Origin of the sequence: Bradyrhizobium sp. BR 1433, from assembly GCF_051547665.1 — a bacterium.
GTDB lineage: Bacteria > Pseudomonadota > Alphaproteobacteria > Rhizobiales > Xanthobacteraceae > Bradyrhizobium > Bradyrhizobium australafricanum.
In genome coordinates this window covers 5113340-5134303 of the sequence record NZ_JBPUGG010000001.1, presented here as the reverse complement: position 1 = coordinate 5134303, position 20964 = coordinate 5113340, and the positions used below count along the sequence as shown (strand labels likewise).

The 20964-nt window shown below is 64.5% G+C and carries 19 protein-coding genes, 1 tRNA gene and 3 pseudogenes; 11 read left to right on the top strand and 12 right to left on the bottom strand.

Annotation, left to right across the window (positions count from 1 at the left end; all coding sequences use genetic code 11):
• Nucleotides 1-265: 265 nt before the first annotated feature.
• The 5 genes and pseudogenes from ACSKB9_RS24785 to ACSKB9_RS24765 all read right to left on the bottom strand — a co-directional run bounded on the left by ACSKB9_RS24785 (nt 266) and on the right by ACSKB9_RS24765 (nt 5508).
• A pseudogene (locus ACSKB9_RS24785) lies at nt 266-995 on the bottom strand (LptA/OstA family protein).
• A complete protein-coding gene (gene lptC / locus ACSKB9_RS24780; protein WP_438076379.1) occupies nt 992-1717 on the bottom strand; it encodes an LPS export ABC transporter periplasmic protein LptC in 726 nt (241 codons plus the stop codon). Before lptC ends, ACSKB9_RS24785 begins: the two are co-directional and overlap by 4 nt.
• A gap of 154 nt (nt 1718-1871) precedes the next feature.
• Nucleotides 1872-2486 carry a ribonuclease D gene (locus ACSKB9_RS24775; RefSeq protein WP_438076377.1) on the bottom strand — a complete coding sequence of 205 codons (615 nt, stop codon included), beginning with the start codon at nt 2484-2486 and terminating at the stop codon, nt 1872-1874.
• A 237-nt stretch (nt 2487-2723) separates the two neighbouring features.
• Entirely contained in the window at nt 2724-4490 is a 1767-nt protein-coding gene (locus ACSKB9_RS24770; RefSeq protein ID WP_438076375.1) for an autotransporter outer membrane beta-barrel domain-containing protein, read from the bottom strand.
• Complete coding sequence (locus ACSKB9_RS24765; protein WP_438076373.1) at nt 4429-5508, bottom strand: hypothetical protein; 1080 nt, start codon at nt 5506-5508, stop codon at nt 4429-4431. Before ACSKB9_RS24765 ends, ACSKB9_RS24770 begins: the two co-directional genes overlap by 62 nt.
• Nucleotides 5509-5952: 444 nt before the next feature.
• Here ACSKB9_RS24765 and ACSKB9_RS24760 point away from each other — a divergent pair.
• A pseudogene (locus ACSKB9_RS24760) lies at nt 5953-7217 on the top strand (MFS transporter).
• Between the two features lie 40 nt (nt 7218-7257).
• Here ACSKB9_RS24760 and ACSKB9_RS24755 read toward each other — a convergent pair.
• Complete coding sequence (locus ACSKB9_RS24755) at nt 7258-8469, bottom strand: GNAT family N-acetyltransferase (protein WP_438076371.1); 1212 nt, start codon at nt 8467-8469, stop codon at nt 7258-7260.
• 256 nt (nt 8470-8725) lie between these two features.
• Complete coding sequence (locus ACSKB9_RS24750) at nt 8726-9622, bottom strand: LysR family transcriptional regulator (RefSeq protein ID WP_069279043.1); 897 nt, start codon at nt 9620-9622, stop codon at nt 8726-8728.
• Between the two features lie 93 nt (nt 9623-9715).
• Between ACSKB9_RS24750 and styA the strand changes: the two genes are divergently transcribed.
• From styA to ACSKB9_RS24735, 3 genes are all read left to right on the top strand, one after another.
• Nucleotides 9716-10966, top strand: a complete 1251-nt coding sequence (gene styA, locus ACSKB9_RS24745) for a styrene monooxygenase subunit StyA (RefSeq protein ID WP_438076369.1) — start codon at nt 9716-9718, stop codon at nt 10964-10966.
• Between the two features lie 129 nt (nt 10967-11095).
• A complete protein-coding gene (locus tag ACSKB9_RS24740; RefSeq protein WP_253605779.1) occupies nt 11096-11623 on the top strand; it encodes a flavin reductase family protein in 528 nt (175 codons plus the stop codon).
• Between the two features lie 147 nt (nt 11624-11770).
• Nucleotides 11771-11986, top strand: a complete 216-nt coding sequence (locus ACSKB9_RS24735) for a hypothetical protein (protein ID WP_438076367.1) — start codon at nt 11771-11773, stop codon at nt 11984-11986.
• 117 nt (nt 11987-12103) lie between these two features.
• Here the strand turns inward: ACSKB9_RS24735 and ACSKB9_RS24730 are convergent.
• Nucleotides 12104-12190, bottom strand: a tRNA-Leu gene (locus ACSKB9_RS24730).
• Between the two features lie 146 nt (nt 12191-12336).
• Here ACSKB9_RS24730 and ACSKB9_RS24725 point away from each other — a divergent pair.
• Nucleotides 12337-13306 (top strand): annotated as a pseudogene (locus ACSKB9_RS24725) (complex I NDUFA9 subunit family protein).
• A gap of 142 nt (nt 13307-13448) precedes the next feature.
• Here ACSKB9_RS24725 and ACSKB9_RS24720 read toward each other — a convergent pair.
• A complete protein-coding gene (locus ACSKB9_RS24720; protein ID WP_028341730.1) occupies nt 13449-14255 on the bottom strand; it encodes an undecaprenyl-diphosphate phosphatase in 807 nt (268 codons plus the stop codon).
• 263 nt (nt 14256-14518) lie between these two features.
• Here ACSKB9_RS24720 and ACSKB9_RS24715 point away from each other — a divergent pair, with 263 nt between their 5' ends.
• From ACSKB9_RS24715 to ACSKB9_RS24705, 3 genes are read left to right on the top strand one after another with little or no spacing between them, the layout of a single operon-like run.
• Complete coding sequence (locus ACSKB9_RS24715) at nt 14519-15211, top strand: glutathione S-transferase family protein (RefSeq protein WP_057020382.1); 693 nt, start codon at nt 14519-14521, stop codon at nt 15209-15211.
• Nucleotides 15160-16350: a tRNA epoxyqueuosine(34) reductase QueG gene (queG, locus tag ACSKB9_RS24710; protein WP_438076365.1), complete on the top strand. Its 1191-nt coding sequence runs from the start codon at nt 15160-15162 to the stop codon at nt 16348-16350. The genes ACSKB9_RS24715 and queG overlap by 52 nt, the downstream gene beginning before the upstream one ends.
• Nucleotides 16351-16384: 34 nt before the next feature.
• Nucleotides 16385-17182 (top strand): acyl-CoA thioesterase domain-containing protein, encoded by a 798-nt coding sequence (locus ACSKB9_RS24705; RefSeq protein WP_438076363.1) that lies wholly within the window; start codon nt 16385-16387, stop codon nt 17180-17182.
• 106 nt (nt 17183-17288) lie between these two features.
• On the opposite strand, the gene ACSKB9_RS24700 is transcribed toward ACSKB9_RS24705, so the two are convergent.
• Nucleotides 17289-17756, bottom strand: a complete 468-nt coding sequence (locus tag ACSKB9_RS24700) for a nuclear transport factor 2 family protein (RefSeq protein WP_438076361.1) — start codon at nt 17754-17756, stop codon at nt 17289-17291.
• A gap of 176 nt (nt 17757-17932) precedes the next feature.
• Complete coding sequence (locus ACSKB9_RS24695; RefSeq protein WP_438076359.1) at nt 17933-18727, bottom strand: alpha/beta hydrolase; 795 nt, start codon at nt 18725-18727, stop codon at nt 17933-17935.
• Between the two features lie 229 nt (nt 18728-18956).
• Between ACSKB9_RS24695 and infC the strand changes: the two genes are divergently transcribed.
• From infC to rplT, 3 genes are all read left to right on the top strand, one after another.
• Nucleotides 18957-19496 carry a translation initiation factor IF-3 gene (gene infC, locus ACSKB9_RS24690; protein ID WP_438080386.1) on the top strand — a complete coding sequence of 180 codons (540 nt, stop codon included), beginning with the start codon at nt 18957-18959 and terminating at the stop codon, nt 19494-19496.
• 378 nt (nt 19497-19874) lie between these two features.
• Nucleotides 19875-20075, top strand: coding sequence for a 50S ribosomal protein L35 (rpmI, locus tag ACSKB9_RS24685; protein ID WP_008539890.1), 201 nt, complete (start codon nt 19875-19877; stop codon nt 20073-20075).
• Nucleotides 20076-20149: 74 nt separating this feature from the next.
• The gene (gene rplT, locus ACSKB9_RS24680; protein WP_018269297.1) at nt 20150-20509 is read left to right on the top strand and encodes a 50S ribosomal protein L20; all 360 of its coding nucleotides are present in this window, start codon (nt 20150-20152) and stop codon (nt 20507-20509) included.
• A gap of 15 nt (nt 20510-20524) precedes the next feature.
• On the opposite strand, the gene ACSKB9_RS24675 is transcribed toward rplT, so the two are convergent.
• On the bottom strand, nt 20525-20935 hold the full coding sequence (locus tag ACSKB9_RS24675) for a hypothetical protein (RefSeq protein ID WP_438076352.1): 411 nt from the start codon (nt 20933-20935) through the stop codon (nt 20525-20527).
• Nucleotides 20936-20964: the final 29 nt, after the last annotated feature.

The following is a 20964-nucleotide window of genomic DNA, read 5'->3' as shown; positions in this document are numbered from 1 at the left end:
AAGCATGAGCCGGAAATCTGAATACCGGCCTTCCCGCGCGACAAAAGCGGACGCGTTTGCGCGGAGATCATGCTCGAACACACGGCAAAGCGCGATCACCCGCGCCTTGAATGAATGGATGCCCCGTCCCGGCCGACATATTTCCCCTCGAGGCGCATTGTTCGGCCGGGCCGCTGCAGTAGATACAGTCTCGCCCCGCCGGCTTCAACCACGCGGCCGCAGAATATTATCTAACTGATTGATTCTGCTTGACCTTACGTGAAGCTTACTTGGACTTGCCGCCCGGAAGCAGCTGCAGCGGCGACGGGGCCGGGGCTGAGCCGGGGGCGGCCGGCGCGCCGCACTTGCCGCTCTGTCCGCCCGGCGACTGGATGAACAGGCCCTGCACCTTGCCATTGTCGGCTTCGACGCGCGAGACGCCGGTGGTCATGTCGACCAAAAGGCGGTCGCCGCGCAGCACATTCTGGCACTGGGTCAGCACCACCTGGCTGCCGCCGCCGCCGAGCATCGTGATCAAATTGGTCTTGGTGTCGAAGATCGCGGTCTCGCCGGTGACGACCTGATCCTTCTGGGTCACGACGACATTGCCCTTCGCCTCCAGCCGCTTGATCGAGGAGGCGCCGCCGGGGCCCGGGGTTGCCGTCTGCATCGGCGCGGCGCCCTTGGCGTTCGCCCCTTGGTGCCGGCCGGGCGGGCGCCGGCGCCTGGGTCGATTTATCCTCGTAGAACACGACCAGCGTCTTCGACGTCATGGTGGTGTCGCCCTGCACGACCTTCACATTGCCGGCGAAGGTCGCCTCCTTTTTCTTGTCGCGCATTTCGAGCGAAGCAGCCTCGATCTGGATCGGCTGGTCGCGGTTCTGCGAGAAGCCCTGCATGGCGTTGGGCACGCCGCTCATCGAGCCCTGCGCGAACGCAGCGCTCGCGGCGAAAAGCGCGAGCAGGAACGCCGCAATTGCCATGCCGTGCGGAAAACGTCTCATCATCAAAATCATTTCGTGTTGGCGGATTTGCGCGGCTTCGGCGGTGGCGGCGGTGGAGCGGGCTCGGCAGGCGGGGCAGCATTGTTGTCGCCAAGCTTGTCGAGATTCATCACGACATTGCCTTCGAACCGCACCAGCTCGCCGCTGTTGTAGATCCGGAGCCTGTCGGCGGTCAGCGTGCCGTCGAGCAGCTTGACGTCGACATGCTCGTCCGACGACACGTTGCCCTTGTTGATGTCGACGAAGGCCTGCGTCAGCCTCGCCTCATAGCCGGTGGACGACTGCAGGAAGATGTCCTGGCGCAAGTCGAGCAGCTGCTTCTTGTTGTCGAAGAAGCCGGTGCGCGCATCCATCGTCACCGTCGACTGATCCTGCTGCGCCACCTTGGCGCGGATCGTCTTCAGCTCGACATGATCCGGATCTGTGACATCCTGGATCGCCGCCTTGGCCCACATTTCGTAGGGCCGCCCGTCGTTGGAGAAGCCGGCGATATGCGGCGCTTCCATCGTGATCTTGGTGCCGGACACGACGAGGTTATCCATCTCGAGCGGCAGCTTGGGGATCAGGTCGTGGAACGGATTGAAGAGCGCGATGTAGATGATCACGGCCATCGCCAGCCCGACCATCGCGGGAACCGCGACGCGCAGGATCCGCACCATGCGGCTGTGCCGCGCGGCGGCGGCAAAGCGCGCCTCGAGGCCCGTGACATAGGCTGGATTCTGAACCGAATTCACCTGAGCTCCAGAGGCGCGAAACTGCCCCTATTCTAGCCGGAGCCGCCCAAATATGCAGCCCGGACCTCACCTCGCGCCCCTGCACCGGACCACGCGTGAACAGTTTGGCCGAAACGGGGCGGAACTGCCCCGGCCGCGACGAATTCGGCGCTCATCATGAATGGGCGAAAATGTCCTCGGCCTCCCAGCCGTCGAGATCGAGGCTGGCGCGGGCGGGAAGGAAATCGAAGCAGGCCTGAGCGAGATCGGTCCGTCCCTCGCGCGCGAGCATGACATTCAACTTGTCGCGCAGCGCATGCAGATGCAGCACGTCGGAGGCGGCGTAGGCGAGCTGGGCCTCGCTGAGGCTTTGCGCGCCCCAGTCGCTCGACTGCTGCTGCTTCGACAATTCGACGTTCAGCACCTCGCGCACCAGATCCTTCAGGCCGTGGCGATCGGTGTAGGTGCGCGACAGCCGCGAGGCGATCTTGGTGCAATAGACCGGCGTCGGCATCACGCCGAACGTGTTGTAGAGCACCGCGACGTCGAACCGTGCGAAATGGAAGATCTTGGTGATCTTGGGATTGGCGAGCAGCGCCTTCAGGTTCGGCGAATCGGTGTGCCCCTTCGGAATCTGGATCACGTCGGCGGTGCCGTCGCCGTTCGACATCTGCACCACGCAGAGCCGGTCACGGTGCGGATGCAGCCCCATGGTCTCGGTGTCGATCGCCACCGAGTCGGTGTAGCGGGATAGATCGGGCAGGTCGCCGCGATGCAGGCGGATGGTCATGCTGTCAAAAACCTCGTCGAATCGCTGTCGGAATAAACTACCGTCCAATCCGCCGACAGGCGAGCATGCGCCGGTCTTCGGATCGCGCATTGGTATCGGGGCCCGTCAGGGCCGGACACGAGCAGCGGGAATCCTTAATTGTTCCGGCACAGATAGTTCAGGGTGTACCGCCATTGTGCAGCGGAGACAATGGGTTGCTGTCCCCGCCGCGCGCCCCCCCCCCACGAGGGCGCGCCATCATTGCCAGCTGACGCGGAGACCGAAGCGGCCAGTGATGTCCTCGCGATGGAGGCTGTCCACCGAGGTCGTGTAGCCGGCGCTCGCATAGGCGCTGATCGTGCGATTGAGCTGCGCGGAGACGCCGGCACCGATCTCGACGGCGGTGCCACGGCTTTGCACGCCGATCAGGTCCGTCGTCGCGAACGCGATGCTGCGGTCGTTCGCGGCCGTGTGCCAGAGATTGGCCTCGAGATACGGACGCAGTTCCGCCGTGCCGACGACGAAGGTTGAGGGAATGCGCACGCCGAGCCGCCCGGTCAGCGTATCGGCGCTGCCGAGCGCGACGCTCGAAAACATGTCGTTGAAGCTGTCGAACGACTGCCGTTGCCAGATCAGCTGCACCTGCGGCTCGATCGCGAGAAAACTGTTCAGCGGGATCGGCGCGCCGGCTTCCAGCGATGCGGCGACGCCGGTGCCCGACACCCGTGCGCCGACCTGACGATCCGACTGCGGGCTTGCGCCGTAGAAACTTCCCATCAGCACGGCGTCGACATACCAGCCCGACGGGCCGACATGGGTCCAGTAGCCGCCGATATTCTGGCTGTCGATCGAGAGCGTGCCGGTGCGGACGTCGTTCAGGCCGAGCGCGAAGCCGCTGATGTTGCCGCTGGCCCAGCCATACGCATAGAAGAAGCCGGCGCGATCATGATGCTCGGGCGCGGACTGGAAGCGCAGGATGTCGACGCCGACCTGCACGCCGGCCATGGTGCCGTCGAAGGCGGGGCTGACCGTGCCGGCCCAGTTCTGCGAGCTGTGCGAGCCGTAGGCACGCGCCCACGCCGCCGGCTGTTCGCCGCCGCTGGTCAGCAAGGCCTGATCGCCCTGGCGCTGATGGAAGGTGCCGAGCGTCGCCAGCCCGAGCTTTTGCGCCACCTGCGGCAGCGCCGAGTAGACCGACACCTCCTCACGGTAGAGCTGGACCGGCGCGGCGCCCGCCGGCGGCGGCGTCAGCGACGACAGATCCTCCGCAGGCAGCCCCGGAGGCGGCGGCACCACGTTGGGCGATGAGGGCGGCGCCGGTGCAGGCGCAGCCGGCGGCGCAGGCGAGGCCGTGCCGGGCAACAATGTCGAGCGCAGATACCAGTTGTCGGCGCTGCCGGCGGAGACGCCGCCGCGGAACAAGAGATATTCGTGCGCGCCCGCCACGACGGCGTTGGAGAGGCCGAATGCGCCCGCAGCCGTGGTGCCGCCGTTGACGGCCTGCACCACCATGATGCCGTCGGCGGTGGTCAATGCGCCCGCGCCGCCGGCATTGGTGACGGTCACCGCGGTCGAGCCCGACGCATTGCCGCCGGAGATGACGAGCCGATCCGACGGCGACCCATCGCTGCCGAGCACGGTGCGCAGATAGAGCCCGCCGCCATTGCCGACATAGTTGCCGGCAATGGTCAGGCTGTTCGCCGCGGTAGCGCCGCCATTGGTCAGGTTGATGACGCCGGCATTGGTGACGGTGATCGGCGGGCCGCCCGGAAACGGCGCGATCGACGGATTGGCGCCGTTGCCGGCCAGCAGGCTGGTGCCGGCCGCGATCGACACATTGCCGGTCAGCGACGTCTGCAGCGTCAGCGAGCCGCTGTTGATGAAGGTGTTGGCGAAGGTGCCGGTGCCGGCCCAGGTCCAGTCATTGCCCTCCATCGTCAGCGTCTGGAATCGCGCGAACGCATTATCTACCGTGCCGCTGCCTTGCAGCCGCATCCTGGTCGCCGCCGCCGCCGCCGTCGGCAAGCCCGACGATCTGCGAGCCGGTTTGCAGGATCATCGTCACCGCACCGCCGCCGCCCGCGAGCGCCGTACCGCTGTTGCCGGCGATCAGGCCGGCATTGACGATGGTGGTGGCGCCGTTGAGCGTGCGGATCGCGGGTCCCGCCTGGCTGATGATCTTGCCGCCGGCGAGGTTCTCGATGCGGGCGGTGAACGACGATCCGGCGGTGTTGGAGAACACGCCGTCGGCATTGACGCCGCGCGCCTCGATCATGCCGCTGTTGCGCAACACGCCCGCATTGCCCTGCATGAACACGGTGTTGTTGGCGGTGCCGCCCGCGTCCCCACCGGTCGTGAGCAGCGTGCCGGTATTGGTGATGGTCGCAAACTGGCCGGCGGAGAAGATCGCACGGGCGCCTGCGCCGGCCGTGGTGATGGTGCCGCTGTTGGTGAAGGTGTTGCTGTCGCCGGTCTGCACATAAAGGCCGTGCGATTGCGGGCCCTGGGTGGTGATCGTCCCGGTATTGATCAGCGTGTTGTTGTTGTGCTGCGTGAGACCGGTGATGGCAAGGCCGCGCGAGGTGCCGTTCTGCGTCGTGATCGCACCGTTATTGATCAGCGTGTTGCCGTTGCTGCTGGCGGCGATCGCATTGCTGCCGGCGCCCGAGGTCGTGATCACGCCCGACGCGCCGTTGGTGAAGACGTTGCCGTCGCCGCTGCCGAAGATGCCCGTGCCACCGCCGCTGATGGTCAGCGTGCCGTTATTGGTGGCGGCACTGCCGGAGACAAGCCCGATCGCGGTCGCTCCGGCGCCGGGCGTGATGCCGGCGCCCTGCAGCACGTTCACGGTGACGTTCGAGCTGCCGGCAGCGGCCTGCACGCCGGCCGGCGAGGGATTCGGCGCTGCGGTCGAGCAGGTTACCGTCTGCCCGCTCGCCGGCGCGAGACTGTCGCAGGCGGCAAACGCCGGCGACGTGGACAACAGGCAACCGCCGCTTAGAGCCGTGCACGACAGGATCGCCGCGAGCCGCGAGGAAACCATGCCCTTACTCCAACGTCGGCGCGAAGCCGAGCCCCCGGCCTCCCGCCACCCCCGCCCCGCTCTCAGCTCCGCCGATCGCTCCATTCAAACTTGAAACGATTTGCAGCGACCTGTTGCGCGGTCGCCACAGACGGAACCATGAGATGCATCCGCATGATTCACATCCTTGACGTGCGTACGCTTTCAAGGTTGTGAAGTACAGCATTCACCCGTTGCAGTTATCGACCGACACAACCGGAAACAAATCGCCATGGCGTCTCGGGTGCGCCGCTGTCCCCATTTTCTCGCCAAGTTCGACGTGGGCACGCGGCCAAGTCGGGGCCAAGTCATTGCCGCGACGCGTTCAATTTCGAGGGAACTGTTGCCCGCGCGCCCCATGAAATCGGGCCGCGCCGACCCTATCTGTTGCCAGCCCGAACCCGCCGTCCCAATGAAATGAGCCTTATGTCCGACCAGACCATCGCCGCGCCGATCGACGACCAGCAGGAGCGCGGCTTCTCGCGCTACCAATCGTTTCTGATCGCGCTGCTTGCCTTCACGCAATTCACGCTGATCCTCGATTTCATCATCATGTCGCCGCTCGGCGCCATCCTGATGCCGTCGCTGAACATCACGGCCGGGCAATTCGGCGTCGCGGTCTCGGCCTACGCGTTCGCGGCCGGGATTTCCGGCGTCCTCGCCGCCGGCTTTGCCGATCGCTTCGACCGCAAGCGGCTGCTGCTGTTCTTCTATGTCGGCTTCATGCTCGGCACCGTGCTCTGCGCGCTGGCGCAGAATTTTCACGTGCTGCTGCTCGGCCGCATCGTCACCGGCGTGTTCGGCGGGGTGATCGGCTCCGTCGTGCTTGCCATCGTCACCGACCTGTTCCCGCTGCAACAGCGCGGCCGCGCCATGGGCATCCTGCAGACGGCGTTCGCCGCGAGCCAGGTGCTCGGCGTCCCGGCCGGCCTGTTCCTGGCCAATCACTGGAACTGGCACATCTGCTTCGTAGCCATCGTCGGCCTGTCGATTGCCGCGATCGCGGCGATCGCGATCGCGATGCACCCGGTCGATGCCCATCTCAAATTGCAGCACGACAGCAATCCGTTCCGCCATCTGATCGCGACCGTCGGCCAGCCGCGCTACACGCTGGCCTTCCTGGTGACCACGCTGCTCGCGACCGGCGGCTTCATGCTGATGCCGTTCGGCAGCGCCTTCACGGTGCATAATCTCGGCATCGACATCGTCCACCTGCCGACGATCTATCTCGTCTGGGCCTGTTCAGCATCATCATCGGGCCGCTGGTCGGCCGCGCCAGCGATGCGTTCGGCAAATATCCGACCTTCGTGTTCGGCTGCGTGGTGTCCGTCATCATGGTGCTGATCTACACCAACCTTGGCCACGTCTCGCTGCTGACCGCGATCCTGGTCAATGTGCTGATGTTCATCGGCATCTTCTCGCGCATGATCCCGTCCCAGGCCCTGATGTCGGCGATTCCCGACGCCAGCCAGCGCGGATCGTTCAGCGCGATCTCGGCCTCGGTGCAGCAGCTGTCGGGCGGGCTGGGCTCGGTCTTTGCGGCGGCGATCATCGCGGAAAATCCCGACGGTTCGCTGCTGCATTTCGACCGGCTGGGCTACATCGTCGTCGCAACGACCATCATTTCGATGATCGCGATGTATTTCGTGCAGCAGCCGATCGCGCGACGCGCGGGCCGGCGGATCGTGTGACGGCAGGGGCCGCTCGTTCCGGCTACGCGGGCTTCGGCAGTTACATTTGAAGCAAGGAAACGAGAGGAATTGCGCAGAATGCTTTGTCAAGCAAGGCCTTGCGAAGGCGCTGCGCAACACCGCGGAGCTTCGGGTGGTGTTCCACCAGCCGCTTGGTGCGGTCCACCGCGGACATCACTCCGGCGGCCTGTCGGCCGAGCCTGGTGAGCGGAATGAAACTGTCGAACAATGGCTCGTCGTCCTTGCAGAATAGCCGCTTGTACTCATGCGAGCCGAGGCCGAGGTCGAAGGCGCGATAGTGCCGGCCGGCAAAATGATGGATGATTTCCTGCATCAGGAGCAGGCCGGGACTGAATTTCGCGTTGTCTGACAAAGTGTAGGTGTTGAACATCGTCGAGAAGCGGTGGCCATCGGCAGCCAAGGCGAAGATCGCGATCACTTCCTCGTCGCATTCGAGCGCATGGATTTCGATGACACGGCCGCCGTGGGACAGCCTTGTCGTGCAGGCGGCGCGGATGAATTTCTCCACCGCGCCTTCGGCGAACACATTGGACACCTTCCGCTCGGCCAACCGCTCCGACTTCACGCGGAAAAACCAGTCGAGCAGGCGGGCAATGTCGGCATCAGTGGAGGCAACGTGATAGCGGTAGCCGGTCAGCTCCAGCAGTTTGCGCTGCTTGAGCTTCATGCGGCGGGAGGGATTGCCGATCAGGTTCGCGGCCGTTGCGCCCGGCTCGATTGTGCGCATCGGGCAGTTCAAGACCAGGGGCTCATGAGGCAGCAGCGCCAGCGGGTTTTGCACGCCGCGCCACTGCGCCGGCTGCTGGCGCAACGCCAGCACGTCGACTTTGTCACGCTTGGCGAGCATCGCCATGAATGCGTGGAGATCGGCCTTCGTGGCACCCAAGGCGAACCCACGCTCCCACAGGCCCATATTGAAGGTTGCGTGCTCGCCGCCCATGAAGCTCGCGCGGCGGACGCCGAGAACCGTTTGCAGAGCAAGCGGGAGCAAGCCCCGTGGTTGGCCATCGCCGTCACGCGCGATGACGATGAAAGGCGACAGTCCCGCGCGCTCACCGACCTCACGCTGCCACGGGGCGAGGAAGTCGAACCGCTGAAAGGGCGTGATGGAATGGCTCGAGTTCTCAAGACTCCGCCAGATCGTCTCGGCGGCGTCGAGATCGTGGACGACGTCGACGGCGGCGATGCGCGCTGATTGAGCTCGCGCCGTGCGGCTTTCGATCGCGATCATCGCCAAGCTCTGTCGTGGTGCATAGTCGGAGCGCGGCTGGGGGCCGTCCAGTCGGCGCCCGATCTGAGCGTAATTCGATGTCGGGACAAAATTGGCAAAATGCCGCAGGACGAGAGAACTGGGATTACCTCCATCGTTTATTCGTTGGTCATGAAGCTGTCGCTTCGCGCGACGCGCGGGCCGGCGGATCGTGTGACGGCAGGGGCTGCGGCGGCGATCGCCGGCGTTCTCAAATTCCCAGCATCGGCCAACGTGTTCAGCCAATCGCAAACATGTCGGCACGCTCAATGATCAGATCGCGGAATAGTCTCGCGCGGTGCGACATCCAATGCGGGTCAGGATAGACGAGATGCATCGGTAGCGATGGTACCGCATAATCCGGCAGCAGATGAACAAGCCGGCCTGCGGCGATGTGTTCGACGGCGCACCAGCTTGGCAGCACCGCGACGCCGAGCCCCTCAACCGTCGCCAGCGTCATCACGTCGGCGTCGTCGCAGGTCATCGACGGCGCGATCTCGACCACATGGCGGCCGGTCTCGGCTTCGAACGTCCACTGATTCCGCGGCGACAAGCGTGAATACGTTACGCTCGGCATGCGGCGCAGATGGTCGGGGAGGAGCGGGGCTTGATGCCGTGCGAGCAGTGAAGGGGCCGCCACCAGGAGGCGCTTGATGGTGCCGACGCGCCGTGCCACCAGCGAGCTGGAGTTCAGCATTCCGATCCGAATTGCCAGCTCCGTCCCGGTCTCCACCAGGTCTACGAACTGCTCGGTGAAGCTCGCATCGAGCCGCACGTCGGGATAGCGGCGAAGATACTCTGCGAAAATGCCGCGGAAAAAGTAGCGACCGAACGAGGTCGGCACAGTGATCCGCAAGGTCCCCGACGGACTGCGAACCCGGCTCTGCGCCGGCGTGCTGGCACTTTCCAACAGCGCGACGATATCCTTGGCGAGCTTGAGCACGCGATCGGCCTCCGGCGTCGGACGAACCTTGCGCGTGGTGCGGACGAACAGCCGGCAGCCGAACTCCGCCTCCAACAACGCCACGCGCTTGCTGATGGCCGGCTGTCCGAGGCCCAGATCGCTCGCCGCCTGGCTGAAGCTGCCGGCCTCCATCACGCGAATGAAGGTTTGCAGCGCATCGATCCGATCCATGCATTCCTCCCAGGAATTTGTAATATTCTTATCATTCCCTACATGGACACAGTCGATCCGGTCTAGCCTCTCGGTAACCAGGGAGGATCAACAATGAACAAATCGATCGGGATCGTCGGCGCTGGAATCGGGGGCCTGCATCTGGCTCTTTATCTCCAACAGCATGGGATCCAGGCGACGGTGCTGACCGACCGCACTCCGGAGCAGTACGCCTCGGCGCGGCTGATGAACACGGTCGCCCATCACAGCGTCACGATCGCGCGTGAGAACGAACTAGGCGTGAACCATTGGGATGACGCCGCCACGATCTACCACCACCACGACCATTTCTTTAATTTTCCGGGAAACGGGCTGCTGTTTCGCGGCGCGTTCAAGAAGCCGAGCCGGGCAGTGGATTACCGCATGTACCTGCCCGCGCTGATGAAGGATTTCGAGCATCGCGGCGGCAGCATCGAATATGCCAGCATCCAGGACGACGACATCCCGGCTCTGGTTTCACGCTTTGACCTTCTCGTCGTGTCGACCGGCAAAGGTGCGCTCGGGCGAATGTTCGCCCATCGGCCGGAGTTGTCCCCCTACAGCCAGCCACAGCGCCTGCTCTGCGTGGGCCTCTATGACGGCGTCGATCACGGCAGCCCGGACGGTGACGACCCGCGCGGTGTCACGCTCTCGGTGTCGCCCGGACATGGCGAGATGATCGTCATTCCGACGCTGTCATTCAGCGGCATGAAGACGGCGCTCCTGATGGAGAACATTCCCGGCGGCGACATGGCCGATCTGGTCTCGCTGAGCTACGACGCGGACCCTGCAGCCTTCAGCCAGACAATTCTCGACAAGCTGGAAAAGCATCATCCGCACACCTACAACCGGATCGACACCCATCGCTTCGGGCTTGCCCAGCCGCTCGACCTGCTGCAAGGCGCGGTGGTGCCGACCGTGCGGCAATCGTCGGTCGCCTTCGATGGTGAGAAATTCGCCGTCGCGCTGGGCGACGTACATTCAGTGGTCGACCCGCTGATGGGCCAAGGCGCCAACATCGCCTCCTACGCCGCCTTCGAACTCGGCAAGGCGATCGTGGAAACGGTGGCCTTCGACGCACGCTTCGTTGAGGAGGTGGATCGCGCCCGCGAAAATCGCGTGTTCGCGGCTGCGCGCTGGACGAATCTGATGCTGCGGCCGCCGTCCGAGGCGATGGGTCGGCTGATCCTCACCATGGCGCAGGACCGAGAACTCTGCGACCAGTTCACCGATAATTTCAACTACCCGGAGCGTCAGTGGGATCGTGTCGCGACCGACAAGCGCATCCACGCTTGGATCGACAGGCGCGCGCCGCTCGCCGCCTGACGCAACAATGATCGCGAGCCGGCCGTACGGTCCACTTGCACCAGGCCGCGACTGCGTGCCGACAAGCCATCTCTCGAACCACACGCCGAAAGGCGCGACCTCTTGCCGTTTCGCCATGGAGCGCGATCGATGAACCCGCATCCCGATCCGGCGAGCTTCCGGGCGGCCGCTGCGCGATTCCCCACAGGCGTGACAGTCGTGGCGAGCATCGACCGCGACGGCACTCCGGTCGGCATGACGGCCAACAGCTTCACGACCGTCTCCACCAAACCGCCGACCGTGCTGGTCTCGGTGATGCGAGGGCGGACCTGGCAGGCGATCATGGATTCGAAGCGTTACGCCGTGAATGTCCTTCACGCGGAAGATCTCGCACTCTGCGCGCACTTCTCCGGCAGGCCGCGGGCCGAAGGCTCGCCATCGCTGGTCAACCGGGAAGAGTTTCCCGTCCTGTCGCAAGCGATCGCCCAGTTCGCTTGCGACGTGGTCCGGTCAATTGACGTCGCCGACCACACGCTGTTCATCGGCGAGGTCCGCTGGTGCCGGCAGCGAGACGGTTCCCCGCTCGCCTTTTATTCCAGCCGATTCTGCAACGGGCTCGGTGCGGCGATCATGCCCGCGGAGACAATCGCCTATCCCGCCGACGGATGGGCGATCTAAGGCGAAGCGCGAAGCCTTCGCGCGACGACCCCTGGAGAACCCGAAATTTGCGGCGCACTGGAGCGGTGGCCACACGGGAGAACGATCACAGGCGCCAGCTGAGCAGGATGCCTGCTAAGCTCGTCAAGCCCGTCCTGAGGTGGTGGAATGAAGATCGGGGACAGAGTCGAAGTGGTGGCGATTCCGGATGCACTACCGGAAGACATGGGAACGCGGACACTCCTCACGAGATGTCTCGGCAGCCATTTTCCGATCGTCGATCTCAAGGGAGATCTGGTCGAACTCGAAGTCGGCGAGGTGGTCGAGGAGTCCAGCTACATGCACTCGATTTGGATCGAACGAGATGACGTCCGTCGCGTCTAACGACGAGAAATGAGGGCCAACGGTATAATCACTGTCTCGCCTCTACCCTCGCTGGGTGACGGCTTCGCCGCACCCGTCCTCCGGATACTGAGCGATTTCAATCGCTTAATAAGGGGGTGGTGCCCAGGAAAGGACTCGAACCTTCACGGCCGTTAAGCCACTGGCACCTGAAGCCAGCGCGTCTACCAATTCCGCCACCTGGGCATGTGGAGCGGCTTAGTAAGGATCGGTTGCGCGCTTGTCAAATTCGCGATTGGAAATTCAAATACCCTGTACAGGATAAGGCCGATGGCGTATCGCCAGACGGTTAACCCACGTCAATCGCTCTCGAATCCCACAGGAATCACCCCATGGCATCGAACCTGGACACGCTGGTCACGGTCTTCGGCGGATCGGGTTTTCTGGGGCGGAACGTGGTCCGGGCGCTCTGCAAGCGCGATTACCGCGTCCGAGTCGCGGTGCGGCGGCCCGAGCTAGCCGGCCATCTGCAGCCGCTCGGCCGGGTCGGGCAGATCCATGCCGTCCAGGCCAATGTGCGCTACCCGGCCTCGGTCGAGGCGGCGATGCGTGATTCGCATATCGCCATCAACCTGGTCGGCATCCTGGCCGAGGGCGGCGGGCAGAGCTTCGATGCCGTGCAGGTGAAGGGCGCCGAGACCATCGCCAAGGCGACGGCCGCCGCCGGCGGGCGGATGGTCCATGTCTCGGCGATCGGGGCCGACGCGGATTCGCCCTCGAGCTATTTCCGCGCCAAGGCGGGCGGCGAGGCAGCGGTGCTGGCGGCCTTGCCGTCGGCCACCATCATGCGGCCGTCGCTGCTGTTCGGGCCCGAGGATCAGTTCACCAACCGCTTTGCGGCGCTGGCACGGATGTCACCGGTGCTGCCGCTGGTCGGCGGCGGGGTCAACACGGTGCAGCCGGCCTATGTCGGCGACGTCGCGGACGCCGTGGTCCATGCCGTGGACGGCAAGGCGAAGCAGGGCGCAGCTTACCGAGCTCGGCGGGCCGGAAGTGCTGACCATGCGCGAGGTGATGCAGATCATCCTCAAGATCACCCAGCGCGATCGCATGCTGGCGCCGCTACCGTTCGGCCTCGCCAAGTTCCAGTCGTACTTCCTGCAGTTCGCGCCGGGGCCGTTCACGCTGACGCCGGACCAGGTCGAGATGCTGCGTTCGGACAATGTGGTGTCCGACGCCGCCAAGGCCGCCGGCCTGACCTTCGCAGGCCTCGGCATCGCGCCGGATTCGATGGAAGCGATCGCCCCGCAATATCTCTGGCGCTTCCGGGCGACCGGGCAGTTCCAGAAGAAGAGCGCGTAGGAACCTCCACGCGTCGTCCCGGCGAAGGCCGGGACCCATAGCCACAAATGTCCTCTTTGTGCAGAGCTGTGGCCCATCTCGCCTAACCAACAAAGACTTGTGGTTATGGGTCCCGGCCTTCGCCGGGACGACGAGATGAGTCTTACCTTCCCATCGCCAGCGCGATCAGGCCGAGCGTGCCGACGATCACGCGCCACCAGGCGAAGAAGGTGAAGCCGCGGCGGGTGACGAAGTTGAGGAAGGCCCGCACCACGATCATCGCCGTGATGAACGACACCACGAAGCCGACCGCGATGACGCTGAGATTGTCGGAGGTGAAGTCGGCCCGGTTCTTGTAGAAATCATAGGCGAACGCGCCGACCATGGTCGGGATCGCGAGGAAGAACGAGAACTCCGCCGCCGAGCGCTTGTCGGCGCCGAGCAGCATCGCCGCCACGATGCTGGCGCCCGAGCGCGACACGCCGGGAATCATCGCCAGGCACTGCGCGACGCCGATCCAGAAATACATCAGCAGCGGGAAGCGGGTCGCATCGTCCTCGTACACTTTGAGATCGAGCTGATCGACCCACAGCAGCACGGCGCCGCCGACGATCAGCGTGAAGCAGACCACCCACGGATTGAACAGGAACTCCTTGATGTATTTGCCGGCGATCAGGCCGATCACGACCGCGGGCAGGAACGCCACCAGCACGCCGATCACGAAGCGGCGGTCGTCGGGATTGGTGAACATTCCGAGCGCCACGCGCCACAATTTGACGAAGTAGAGCGCAAGGATCGCGAGGATCGCTCCGAGCTGGATCAGGATCGCAAAGCTCTTCCAGAAATTGCCTTCGCCCAGATTGAAGAAGCGCTCCGCAAGCAGCAGGTGGCCAGTCGAGGAGACCGGCAGGAACTCCGTGACGCCCTCGATGATGCCGAGAATCACCGCCCGCAGCATATCCGTCATCATGTTGTGGCCTGCCCTGTGTGGAAAACGGGATCTTTCTCGCTTATTCGCACATTGGCCGCAATCGCAAAAAATCGTCAAACAATGGGTTACCCGACCGATTTGCTGAGCTATAGCGTTTTTGTGACCCGCACCATCTGCGGGGGTGGCTACCGGTTTGCGTGCTGACGCGACATAGAGACGACCGGAACTGGTCTGGCCAAAGCACAGGTCCAGGCCGCACAGGTTGATGATTTCTTAAGCGCCGCGAAACTACCAAGGGCTTCATGTACACGCTGTATCACCATCCGTTCTGTCCGCATTCGCGCTTCATTCGGCTCGTGCTCGGCGAGTATGGGCTCGATTTGCGTCTTGTGGAGGAACGGGTGTGGGAACGGCGCGAGGCGTTCCTGGCGCTCAATCCGGCAGCCACCACGCCGGTACTGATCGCCGAGAGCTTTCCGCCGATTCCGGGTGCGCCTGTGATCGCCGAATATGTCGACGAGACGCACGGCCTCGATGCCGGCGACCGGCGGCTGTTGCCGACGTCGACGGCCGAGCGCGTCGAGGTGCGCCGGCTGATGGCGTGGTTCAACGAGAAATTCTTCGAGGAAGCCTCCAACCCGCTGGTGACCGAGCGGATCTACAAGCGCTTCATGAGCGAGGACAATGGCGGCGGCCCGCCGGCGCCCGACATCATGCGCGCCGCCAAGGTCAATGTGCGCTATCATCTGAGCTATATCGGCTGGCTGGCGAAGACGCGGAACTATCTCGCCGGTGACCGCCTGACCTACGCGGATCTCGCCGCCGCGGCGCATCTCTCGGCGATCGACTATCTGGGCGACGTGCCATGGAGCGAGGACGACGCGGCAAAGTCGTGGTACGCGCGGGTGAAGTCCCGCCCGTCGTTCCGCCCGCTGCTCAGCGAATGGCTGGCGGGGGTGCCGGCGTCACGCACCTATGTGGACCTCGACTTCTGAACCCGGCGGTCAGGCTCTCCCCTTCCGATCTCAAGGCAGCGCTTCAGCGCGAGGCGCATGCGCTCGGCTTCGATGCCGTCGGCTTCACCGCGCCTGATGCGACCAGCGAGGCCGGAAAATATTTCCTCGAATTCCTCGGCTCCGGCGGCCATGGCGACATGGACTGGCTCGCGGCCAATCCGGAGCGGCGTGCCGATCCGCGCGCGCTGTGGGGCGGCGTGCGCTCGATCATCATGCTCGGCGTCAATTACGGGCCCGACGACGACCCGCTCGACATCCTCGCGCGCCGGTCGCATGGCGCGATTTCGGTCTATGCGCAGGGCGACGACTATCACGACGTGATCAAGAAGCGGCTGAAGGTCCTGGCGCGCTGGCTCGCCACCACCACCGGCGATGAGGTGAAGGTGTTCGTCGACACCGCCGCTGTGATGGAGAAGCCGCTTGCCCAGGCAGCCGGCATCGGCTGGCAGGGCAAGCACACCAACCTCGTGTCGCGCGAATTCGGCTCGTGGCTGTTTCTCGGCGCGATCTATTCTGCCGCCGAGCTGCCGCGCGACGTTGGCGAGGCCGATCATTGCGGTAGCTGCCGCGCCTGCCAGGACATCTGTCCGACCGCGGCGTTCCCCGCGCCCTACAAGCTCGATGCGCGGCGCTGCATCTCGTATCTGACGATCGAGAACAAGGGTCCGATCCCGCACGAATTCCGCAAGAATATCGGCAACCGTATCTATGGCTGCGACGATTGCCTCGCGGTGTGTCCGTGGAACAAGTTCGCGCAAGCGGGGCGCGAGCAGAAGCTCGCCGCGCGCGATACGTTGCGTGCGCCCGCGCTCGCCGATCTCGCACGGCTCGATGATGCCGCATTCCGCGCGCTGTTCACGAAGTCGCCGGTCAAGCGCATCGGCCGCGACCGCTTCATCCGCAATGTGCTGATTGCGATCGGCAACTCCGCCGATGCAAGCCTTGCCGGCGAAGCGCAGCGATTGCTCGACGACGCGAGCCCGCTGGTGCGCGGCGCCGCGGTGTGGGCGCTGTCGCAACTGATCGCCCGCGATGCGTTCGCGGCGCTGGCATCGCGCGCCGGCGGCGAGCCCGACGTCACGGTGCAGCAGGAGTGGCGCGCCGCGGCGGCCTCTTGATTTCATCGCGCCATTCCCGTCATGGTCGCACGCCATGACAAACCAGCCCTTCTTCACCAGGCACGGCGACGGCTTCATGCCGACATCCGTTGCGAACGGACCGTGGAGTCCGGAATCCCTGCACGGCCGCGTCGTGATCGGCCTCCTCGCCTTCGTCATCGAGGAGCGCCACGGCTCCGACGAGTTCGTCCCCGCGCGGCTGACGGTCGACATGTTCCGGCTGCCCAACATCACGACGCCGATCGAGGTGACGACGAAGCTGGTGCGCGACGGCATGCGCATCAAGATGATCGAGGCCGAGTTTGTCTCCGGCGGCACCAGCATGGCGCGCGCCTCCTGCCAATTGTTGCGCCGGACGGAAAATGCCCCCGGCAATGTGTGGTCGCCGCCGAACTGGCAGGTGCCGGCACCGGCGGAGATTCCGAAGCCGACCGACCCGAGGCTCGGCATGAACGGCAAATGGGAGACGCGGCCGATCGTCGGCCATATGGGCTCGCTCGGCGAGCGACGGCTCTGGATGAGCGAGGTGCGCGAGCTCGTCGCGGGCGTGAAGATGACGCCGTTCGTCCATGTCGCGACCGGCGCGGATTTCGCCAGCCCCTTCGCCAACGCCGGCGACCAGGGCCTCGGCTACATCAACAGCGACGTCACGATCTATCTGCATCGCTTGCCGGTGACCAACTGGATCGGCTTCGAGGTCGTCAACCACCACGCCACCGACGGCATCGCGATCGGCGAATGCTGGCTCTATGACGAGAAGGGTCCGATCGGCACCTCCACGGTGGCGGCGCTCGCCCAGCGCAAGCCGATGACCAATCCGCCGCCGCCGTAGGCTCTCACCGTCGTCATTGCGAGCGAAGCGAAGCAATCCATGTCTCGGCTTGCCGAGGCGTGGATCGCTTCGTCGCTTCGCTCCTCGCAATGACGACGGAGAGTCCTCACGCCAGATGCCGCTGCATCTCCGGCCGCGCTTTCAGCTCCGCGCCCTGCTTGCCGACGATCTTGGCGATGCGCTCCGGCGCGAAGTTCAAATCGACGAAGGCCGGCGCGGTGTTGGCGACCTCGTGGTACTCCGTGATCTTGCCGTCGCGCAGCCGCATGATCGCGACGCCCTCGAACATCGCACGCGCGCCCTTGGCTTCCGGCAAGGTCGAGCGGTAGCTGAACGTGTAGCGCGCGTAGAGCGTCGCGCCATCGCTCACGGGATCATGCATCACCCAGCGGAAATCGGTCGCGGTCCGGTAGAACCAGTCGTCGATCATCTCGGCGATTTTGCCGTGGCCCTTGAAGGCACCGTAGAACACATCGTGATAGACGCCGTCCTCGGTGAAAAGGCTCGCAAAGGCCTTGGCGTTGCGCTGCTCGACCGCGTCGCAGAACGCGCGCAGCATTGTTGTCGTGTCCATTGGTATTCTCTCCCGGCTCCTCGCTTCTCTTCCCTCTCCCCTTGTGGGAGAGGGTGGATCGAATGAGCGAGAGCTCATTCGAGACGGGTGAGGGGTCTGTGTCCGCGGAGAGAACCCCTCATCCGGCGCGGACATCGTCCGCGCCACCTTCTCCCACAAGGGGAGAAGGAAAAAGCTTAGCCGATCTCTGCCACCGCGGCGATGATGCGGGCGATGTCCTGCGGACGCGACAAGCGATGGTCGCCGTCCTGGATCATGGTGAGCACGACGTCCTCGGCCGGCAGGCGGTGCACCAGCGCGAAGGCGTGCTTCCACGGCACGTCGGGATCCTGCGCGCCCTGCAGGATGCGCACCGGGCAGCCGACGTCGATCTTGCTGCCGAGCAGCAGGTGGTTGCGACCTTCCTCGATCAGGTTGCGGGTGATCGGATAGGGCGTGCCGTCGCCATAGTCGGACGGACGCAGCCACATGCCCTTGGCCTCGATCTCGGCGCGGACCTCCGGCGAGAAGGTCTTCCACATCAGCTCCTCGGTGAAGTCGGGTGCCGGCGCGATCAGCACGAGGCCGGCGACCTGTGCCTTCGCGTTCCCGCGCCGCATGATCTCACGCGCAAGCAGCAGCGCCATCCAGCCGCCCATCGAGGACCCGATCACGACCTGCGGCCCGCTGCAGAACCGCGAGAACACCGCCACGCTCTCCTCGAGCCAGCGGCCGATGGTGCCGTCGGCGAACTCGCCGCCGGATTCGCCATGGCCGGAATAGTCGAACCTGACCGAGCTGCGGCCGTGCTCGGCCGCCCACGAATCGAGCGCCAGCGCCTTGGTGCCGGCCATGTCGGACTTGAAGCCGCCGAGCCAGATCAGTCCTGGGCTGCCGCCGGCACGGGCTCGCACCGCGATCCGGCGCGCCTCACTGCCCTCGCCGACCTCGATGAAGGCAGGTTCCTGTTCCGATGCGGCGGTTTGGCTCATGGTTCGGTCACTCGGGTGTCAGACATCTGCTTTTCAATTGTCGCGCGGCACCGGTCAACGGCTGCGAGCCCAGCCTTGCGGAGCAGACGCGCCCGCTATATGTGCCGGGCGTGGCCAAAATGCCTCGCAATTGGCGGTTTTGCCGCTTAAAGAAGCGAGTTCGCTTGCCCGTCGCAGCATCTTGCTTCAAAATATCCGCCTTCCCTTTCACAACTTTGGAGAGTTACCCATTCGCCGTCCCAATAGAGCCCCGCCCACAGTCGCCAAAGAAGGGCCGCGCACCAATGACGAGATTCGCAACGCGCAGATCCAGTTGATCGATGCGGATGGTGTCGATCAGGGCACCGTCGAAACCATGGTGGCCATCAAGATGGCCATGGAAGCCGGCATGGATCTCGTCGAGATTTCGCCGAATACCAGCCCTCCCGTCTGCAAGATCATGGACTACGGGAAGTACAAGTATTCCGCGCAGAAGAAGGCTGCCGAAGCTCGCAAGAAACAGAAGGTCGTCGAGATCAAGGAGATCAAGCTCCGCCCGATGATCGACGATCACGACTATGACGTGAAGATGCGCGCGATGCAGCGCTTCTTCGAGGAAGGCGACAAGGTCAAGATCACCTTGCGCTACCGCGGTCGTGAGATGGCGCACCAGGAGATCGGCACCAAGCTGTTGGACAAGGTGAAGGCCGACGTCGCCGAATTCGCCAAGGTCGAGCAGGACGCGAAGTTCGAGGGCCGCCAGGTCGTGATGGTGCTGGCGCCGCGCTAGTTCGAATTTGTCGCTTTGTTGAAATGAAATGGCCCGTCAGGCGATCTGGCGGGCTGTTTCGTTTCCGTAGCCCGGATGGAGCGCAGCGCAATCCGGGGGCCGGTGCGTCCGCGGCGCGACCTGCCCCGGATTGCGCTGCGCTCCATCCGGGCTACCCGGTTCCGGCCCCTATTTCGCGCCGCAAACGTTGCAAAACCGCCGATCCTCTGTCATAAGCCGGGCCTTCGCCGCCCGGCTGATCAAGGGCTGCCGTGGCGACGGTTCGTGCAGGTTCTTTCAATTCGGAAAAAACCCTAGCACTTTCAACGCTCTAACGAGCATTTTAGCCGGCCGGACGCCTCTCGGGGCGATTTTCGTGCTGTGCGACAGGAGAGCCAAATGCCCAAGTTGAAGACCAAGTCGGGCGCTAAAAAGCGCTTCAAGGTGACCGCCACTGGCAAAGTCATGCACGCCCAGCGCGGCAAGCGCCACGGCATGATCAAGCGGACGAAGAAGCAGATCCGTCAGCTCCGCGGCACCCGCGTGCTGTTCAAGACCGACGGCGACAACGTCAAGAAGTACTTCTTGCCGAACGCCTGATCGCACCGATCGCTTGAACCCTCGCCGCGACTGCGCGGCGCCCCGTCACCTCTTCCAGATCAAGGATTTCCGTCATGTCTCGCGTCAAACGCGGTGTGACCGCTCACGCCAAGCACAAGAAAGTCTACAAGGCCGCCAAGGGCTATTACGGCCGCCGCAAGAACACCATCCGCGTCGCCAAGCAGGCCGTCGAAAAGGCCGGCCAATACGCCTTCCGCGACCGCAAGCGCAAGAAGCGCACCTTCCGCGCGCTCTGGATCCAGCGCATCAACGCCGCGGTCCGTCCGTTCGGCATGACCTACAGCGTGTTTATCAACGGCCTCTCCAAGTCGGGCGTCGTCGTCGACCGCAAGGTGCTGTCGGATCTCGCGATCCACGAGCCGGTTGCGTTCCAGGCGATCGCCGAGAAGGCCAAGGCCGCGCTCGCAGCCTGATCCTGGCGGGCGGCCCTAACGCGATTTGGGGCCCGCCTTCAGCGCCTTCTGCGAATAGCGCTGGGCGACGATCGCCCGGCAGAACGCCGTGAACGAGCGGTACATGGTACCGCTTTCGTTGTCGTATTTGTGGTCGCAGCGCTTGAGCTGGCCGGCATAGGCCTTCTTCTGCGACGCTCCGAGGCTGGACAGGAAGTCCCCCTCGCACCTCTTCTCGACGACGGCGCCGAACTGGACGTCTCCGCTGGCGCCGTATTCGCACGCCTCGAAGATCTTCATCGCGCGGTTGCAGCTCGGCGCCTTCTGAAGCTCCGCGATGATGTCGTCCATCTGGGTCGATTTGGCGGGACATTCCTCGGTCACGGCATGCGCCGTGGTGAGCATCAACAGCAGCGCCGGCACGGCCAGGCAAGATCGCAGCAACATCGCGTGGGCCTCCTTGAACTCCCCTTGGG

Excerpts from the sequence above, each read along its gene's own strand:
- ACSKB9_RS24775 (WP_438076377.1), bottom strand. The coding sequence starts at position 2,486 with ATGACCATCCGCCTGCATCGCGGCGACCTGCCCGATCTATCCCGCTAC.
- ACSKB9_RS24765 (WP_438076373.1), bottom strand. The coding sequence starts at position 5,508 with ATGGTTTCCTCGCGGCTCGCGGCGATCCTGTCGTGCACGGCTCTAAGC.
- ACSKB9_RS24755 (WP_438076371.1), bottom strand. The coding sequence starts at position 8,469 with ATGATCGCGATCGAAAGCCGCACGGCGCGAGCTCAATCAGCGCGCATC.
- ACSKB9_RS24750 (WP_069279043.1), bottom strand. The coding sequence starts at position 9,622 with ATGGATCGGATCGATGCGCTGCAAACCTTCATTCGCGTGATGGAGGCC.
- styA (WP_438076369.1), top strand. The coding sequence starts at position 9,716 with ATGAACAAATCGATCGGGATCGTCGGCGCTGGAATCGGGGGCCTGCAT.
- ACSKB9_RS24740 (WP_253605779.1), top strand. The coding sequence starts at position 11,096 with ATGAACCCGCATCCCGATCCGGCGAGCTTCCGGGCGGCCGCTGCGCGA.
- ACSKB9_RS24735 (WP_438076367.1), top strand. The coding sequence starts at position 11,771 with ATGAAGATCGGGGACAGAGTCGAAGTGGTGGCGATTCCGGATGCACTA.
- ACSKB9_RS24720 (WP_028341730.1), bottom strand. The coding sequence starts at position 14,255 with ATGATGACGGATATGCTGCGGGCGGTGATTCTCGGCATCATCGAGGGC.
- ACSKB9_RS24715 (WP_057020382.1), top strand. The coding sequence starts at position 14,519 with ATGTACACGCTGTATCACCATCCGTTCTGTCCGCATTCGCGCTTCATT.
- queG (WP_438076365.1), top strand. The coding sequence starts at position 15,160 with ATGGCTGGCGGGGGTGCCGGCGTCACGCACCTATGTGGACCTCGACTT.
- ACSKB9_RS24705 (WP_438076363.1), top strand. The coding sequence starts at position 16,385 with ATGACAAACCAGCCCTTCTTCACCAGGCACGGCGACGGCTTCATGCCG.
- ACSKB9_RS24700 (WP_438076361.1), bottom strand. The coding sequence starts at position 17,756 with ATGGACACGACAACAATGCTGCGCGCGTTCTGCGACGCGGTCGAGCAG.
- ACSKB9_RS24695 (WP_438076359.1), bottom strand. The coding sequence starts at position 18,727 with ATGAGCCAAACCGCCGCATCGGAACAGGAACCTGCCTTCATCGAGGTC.
- rpmI (WP_008539890.1), top strand. The coding sequence starts at position 19,875 with ATGCCCAAGTTGAAGACCAAGTCGGGCGCTAAAAAGCGCTTCAAGGTG.
- rplT (WP_018269297.1), top strand. The coding sequence starts at position 20,150 with ATGTCTCGCGTCAAACGCGGTGTGACCGCTCACGCCAAGCACAAGAAA.
- ACSKB9_RS24675 (WP_438076352.1), bottom strand. The coding sequence starts at position 20,935 with ATGTTGCTGCGATCTTGCCTGGCCGTGCCGGCGCTGCTGTTGATGCTC.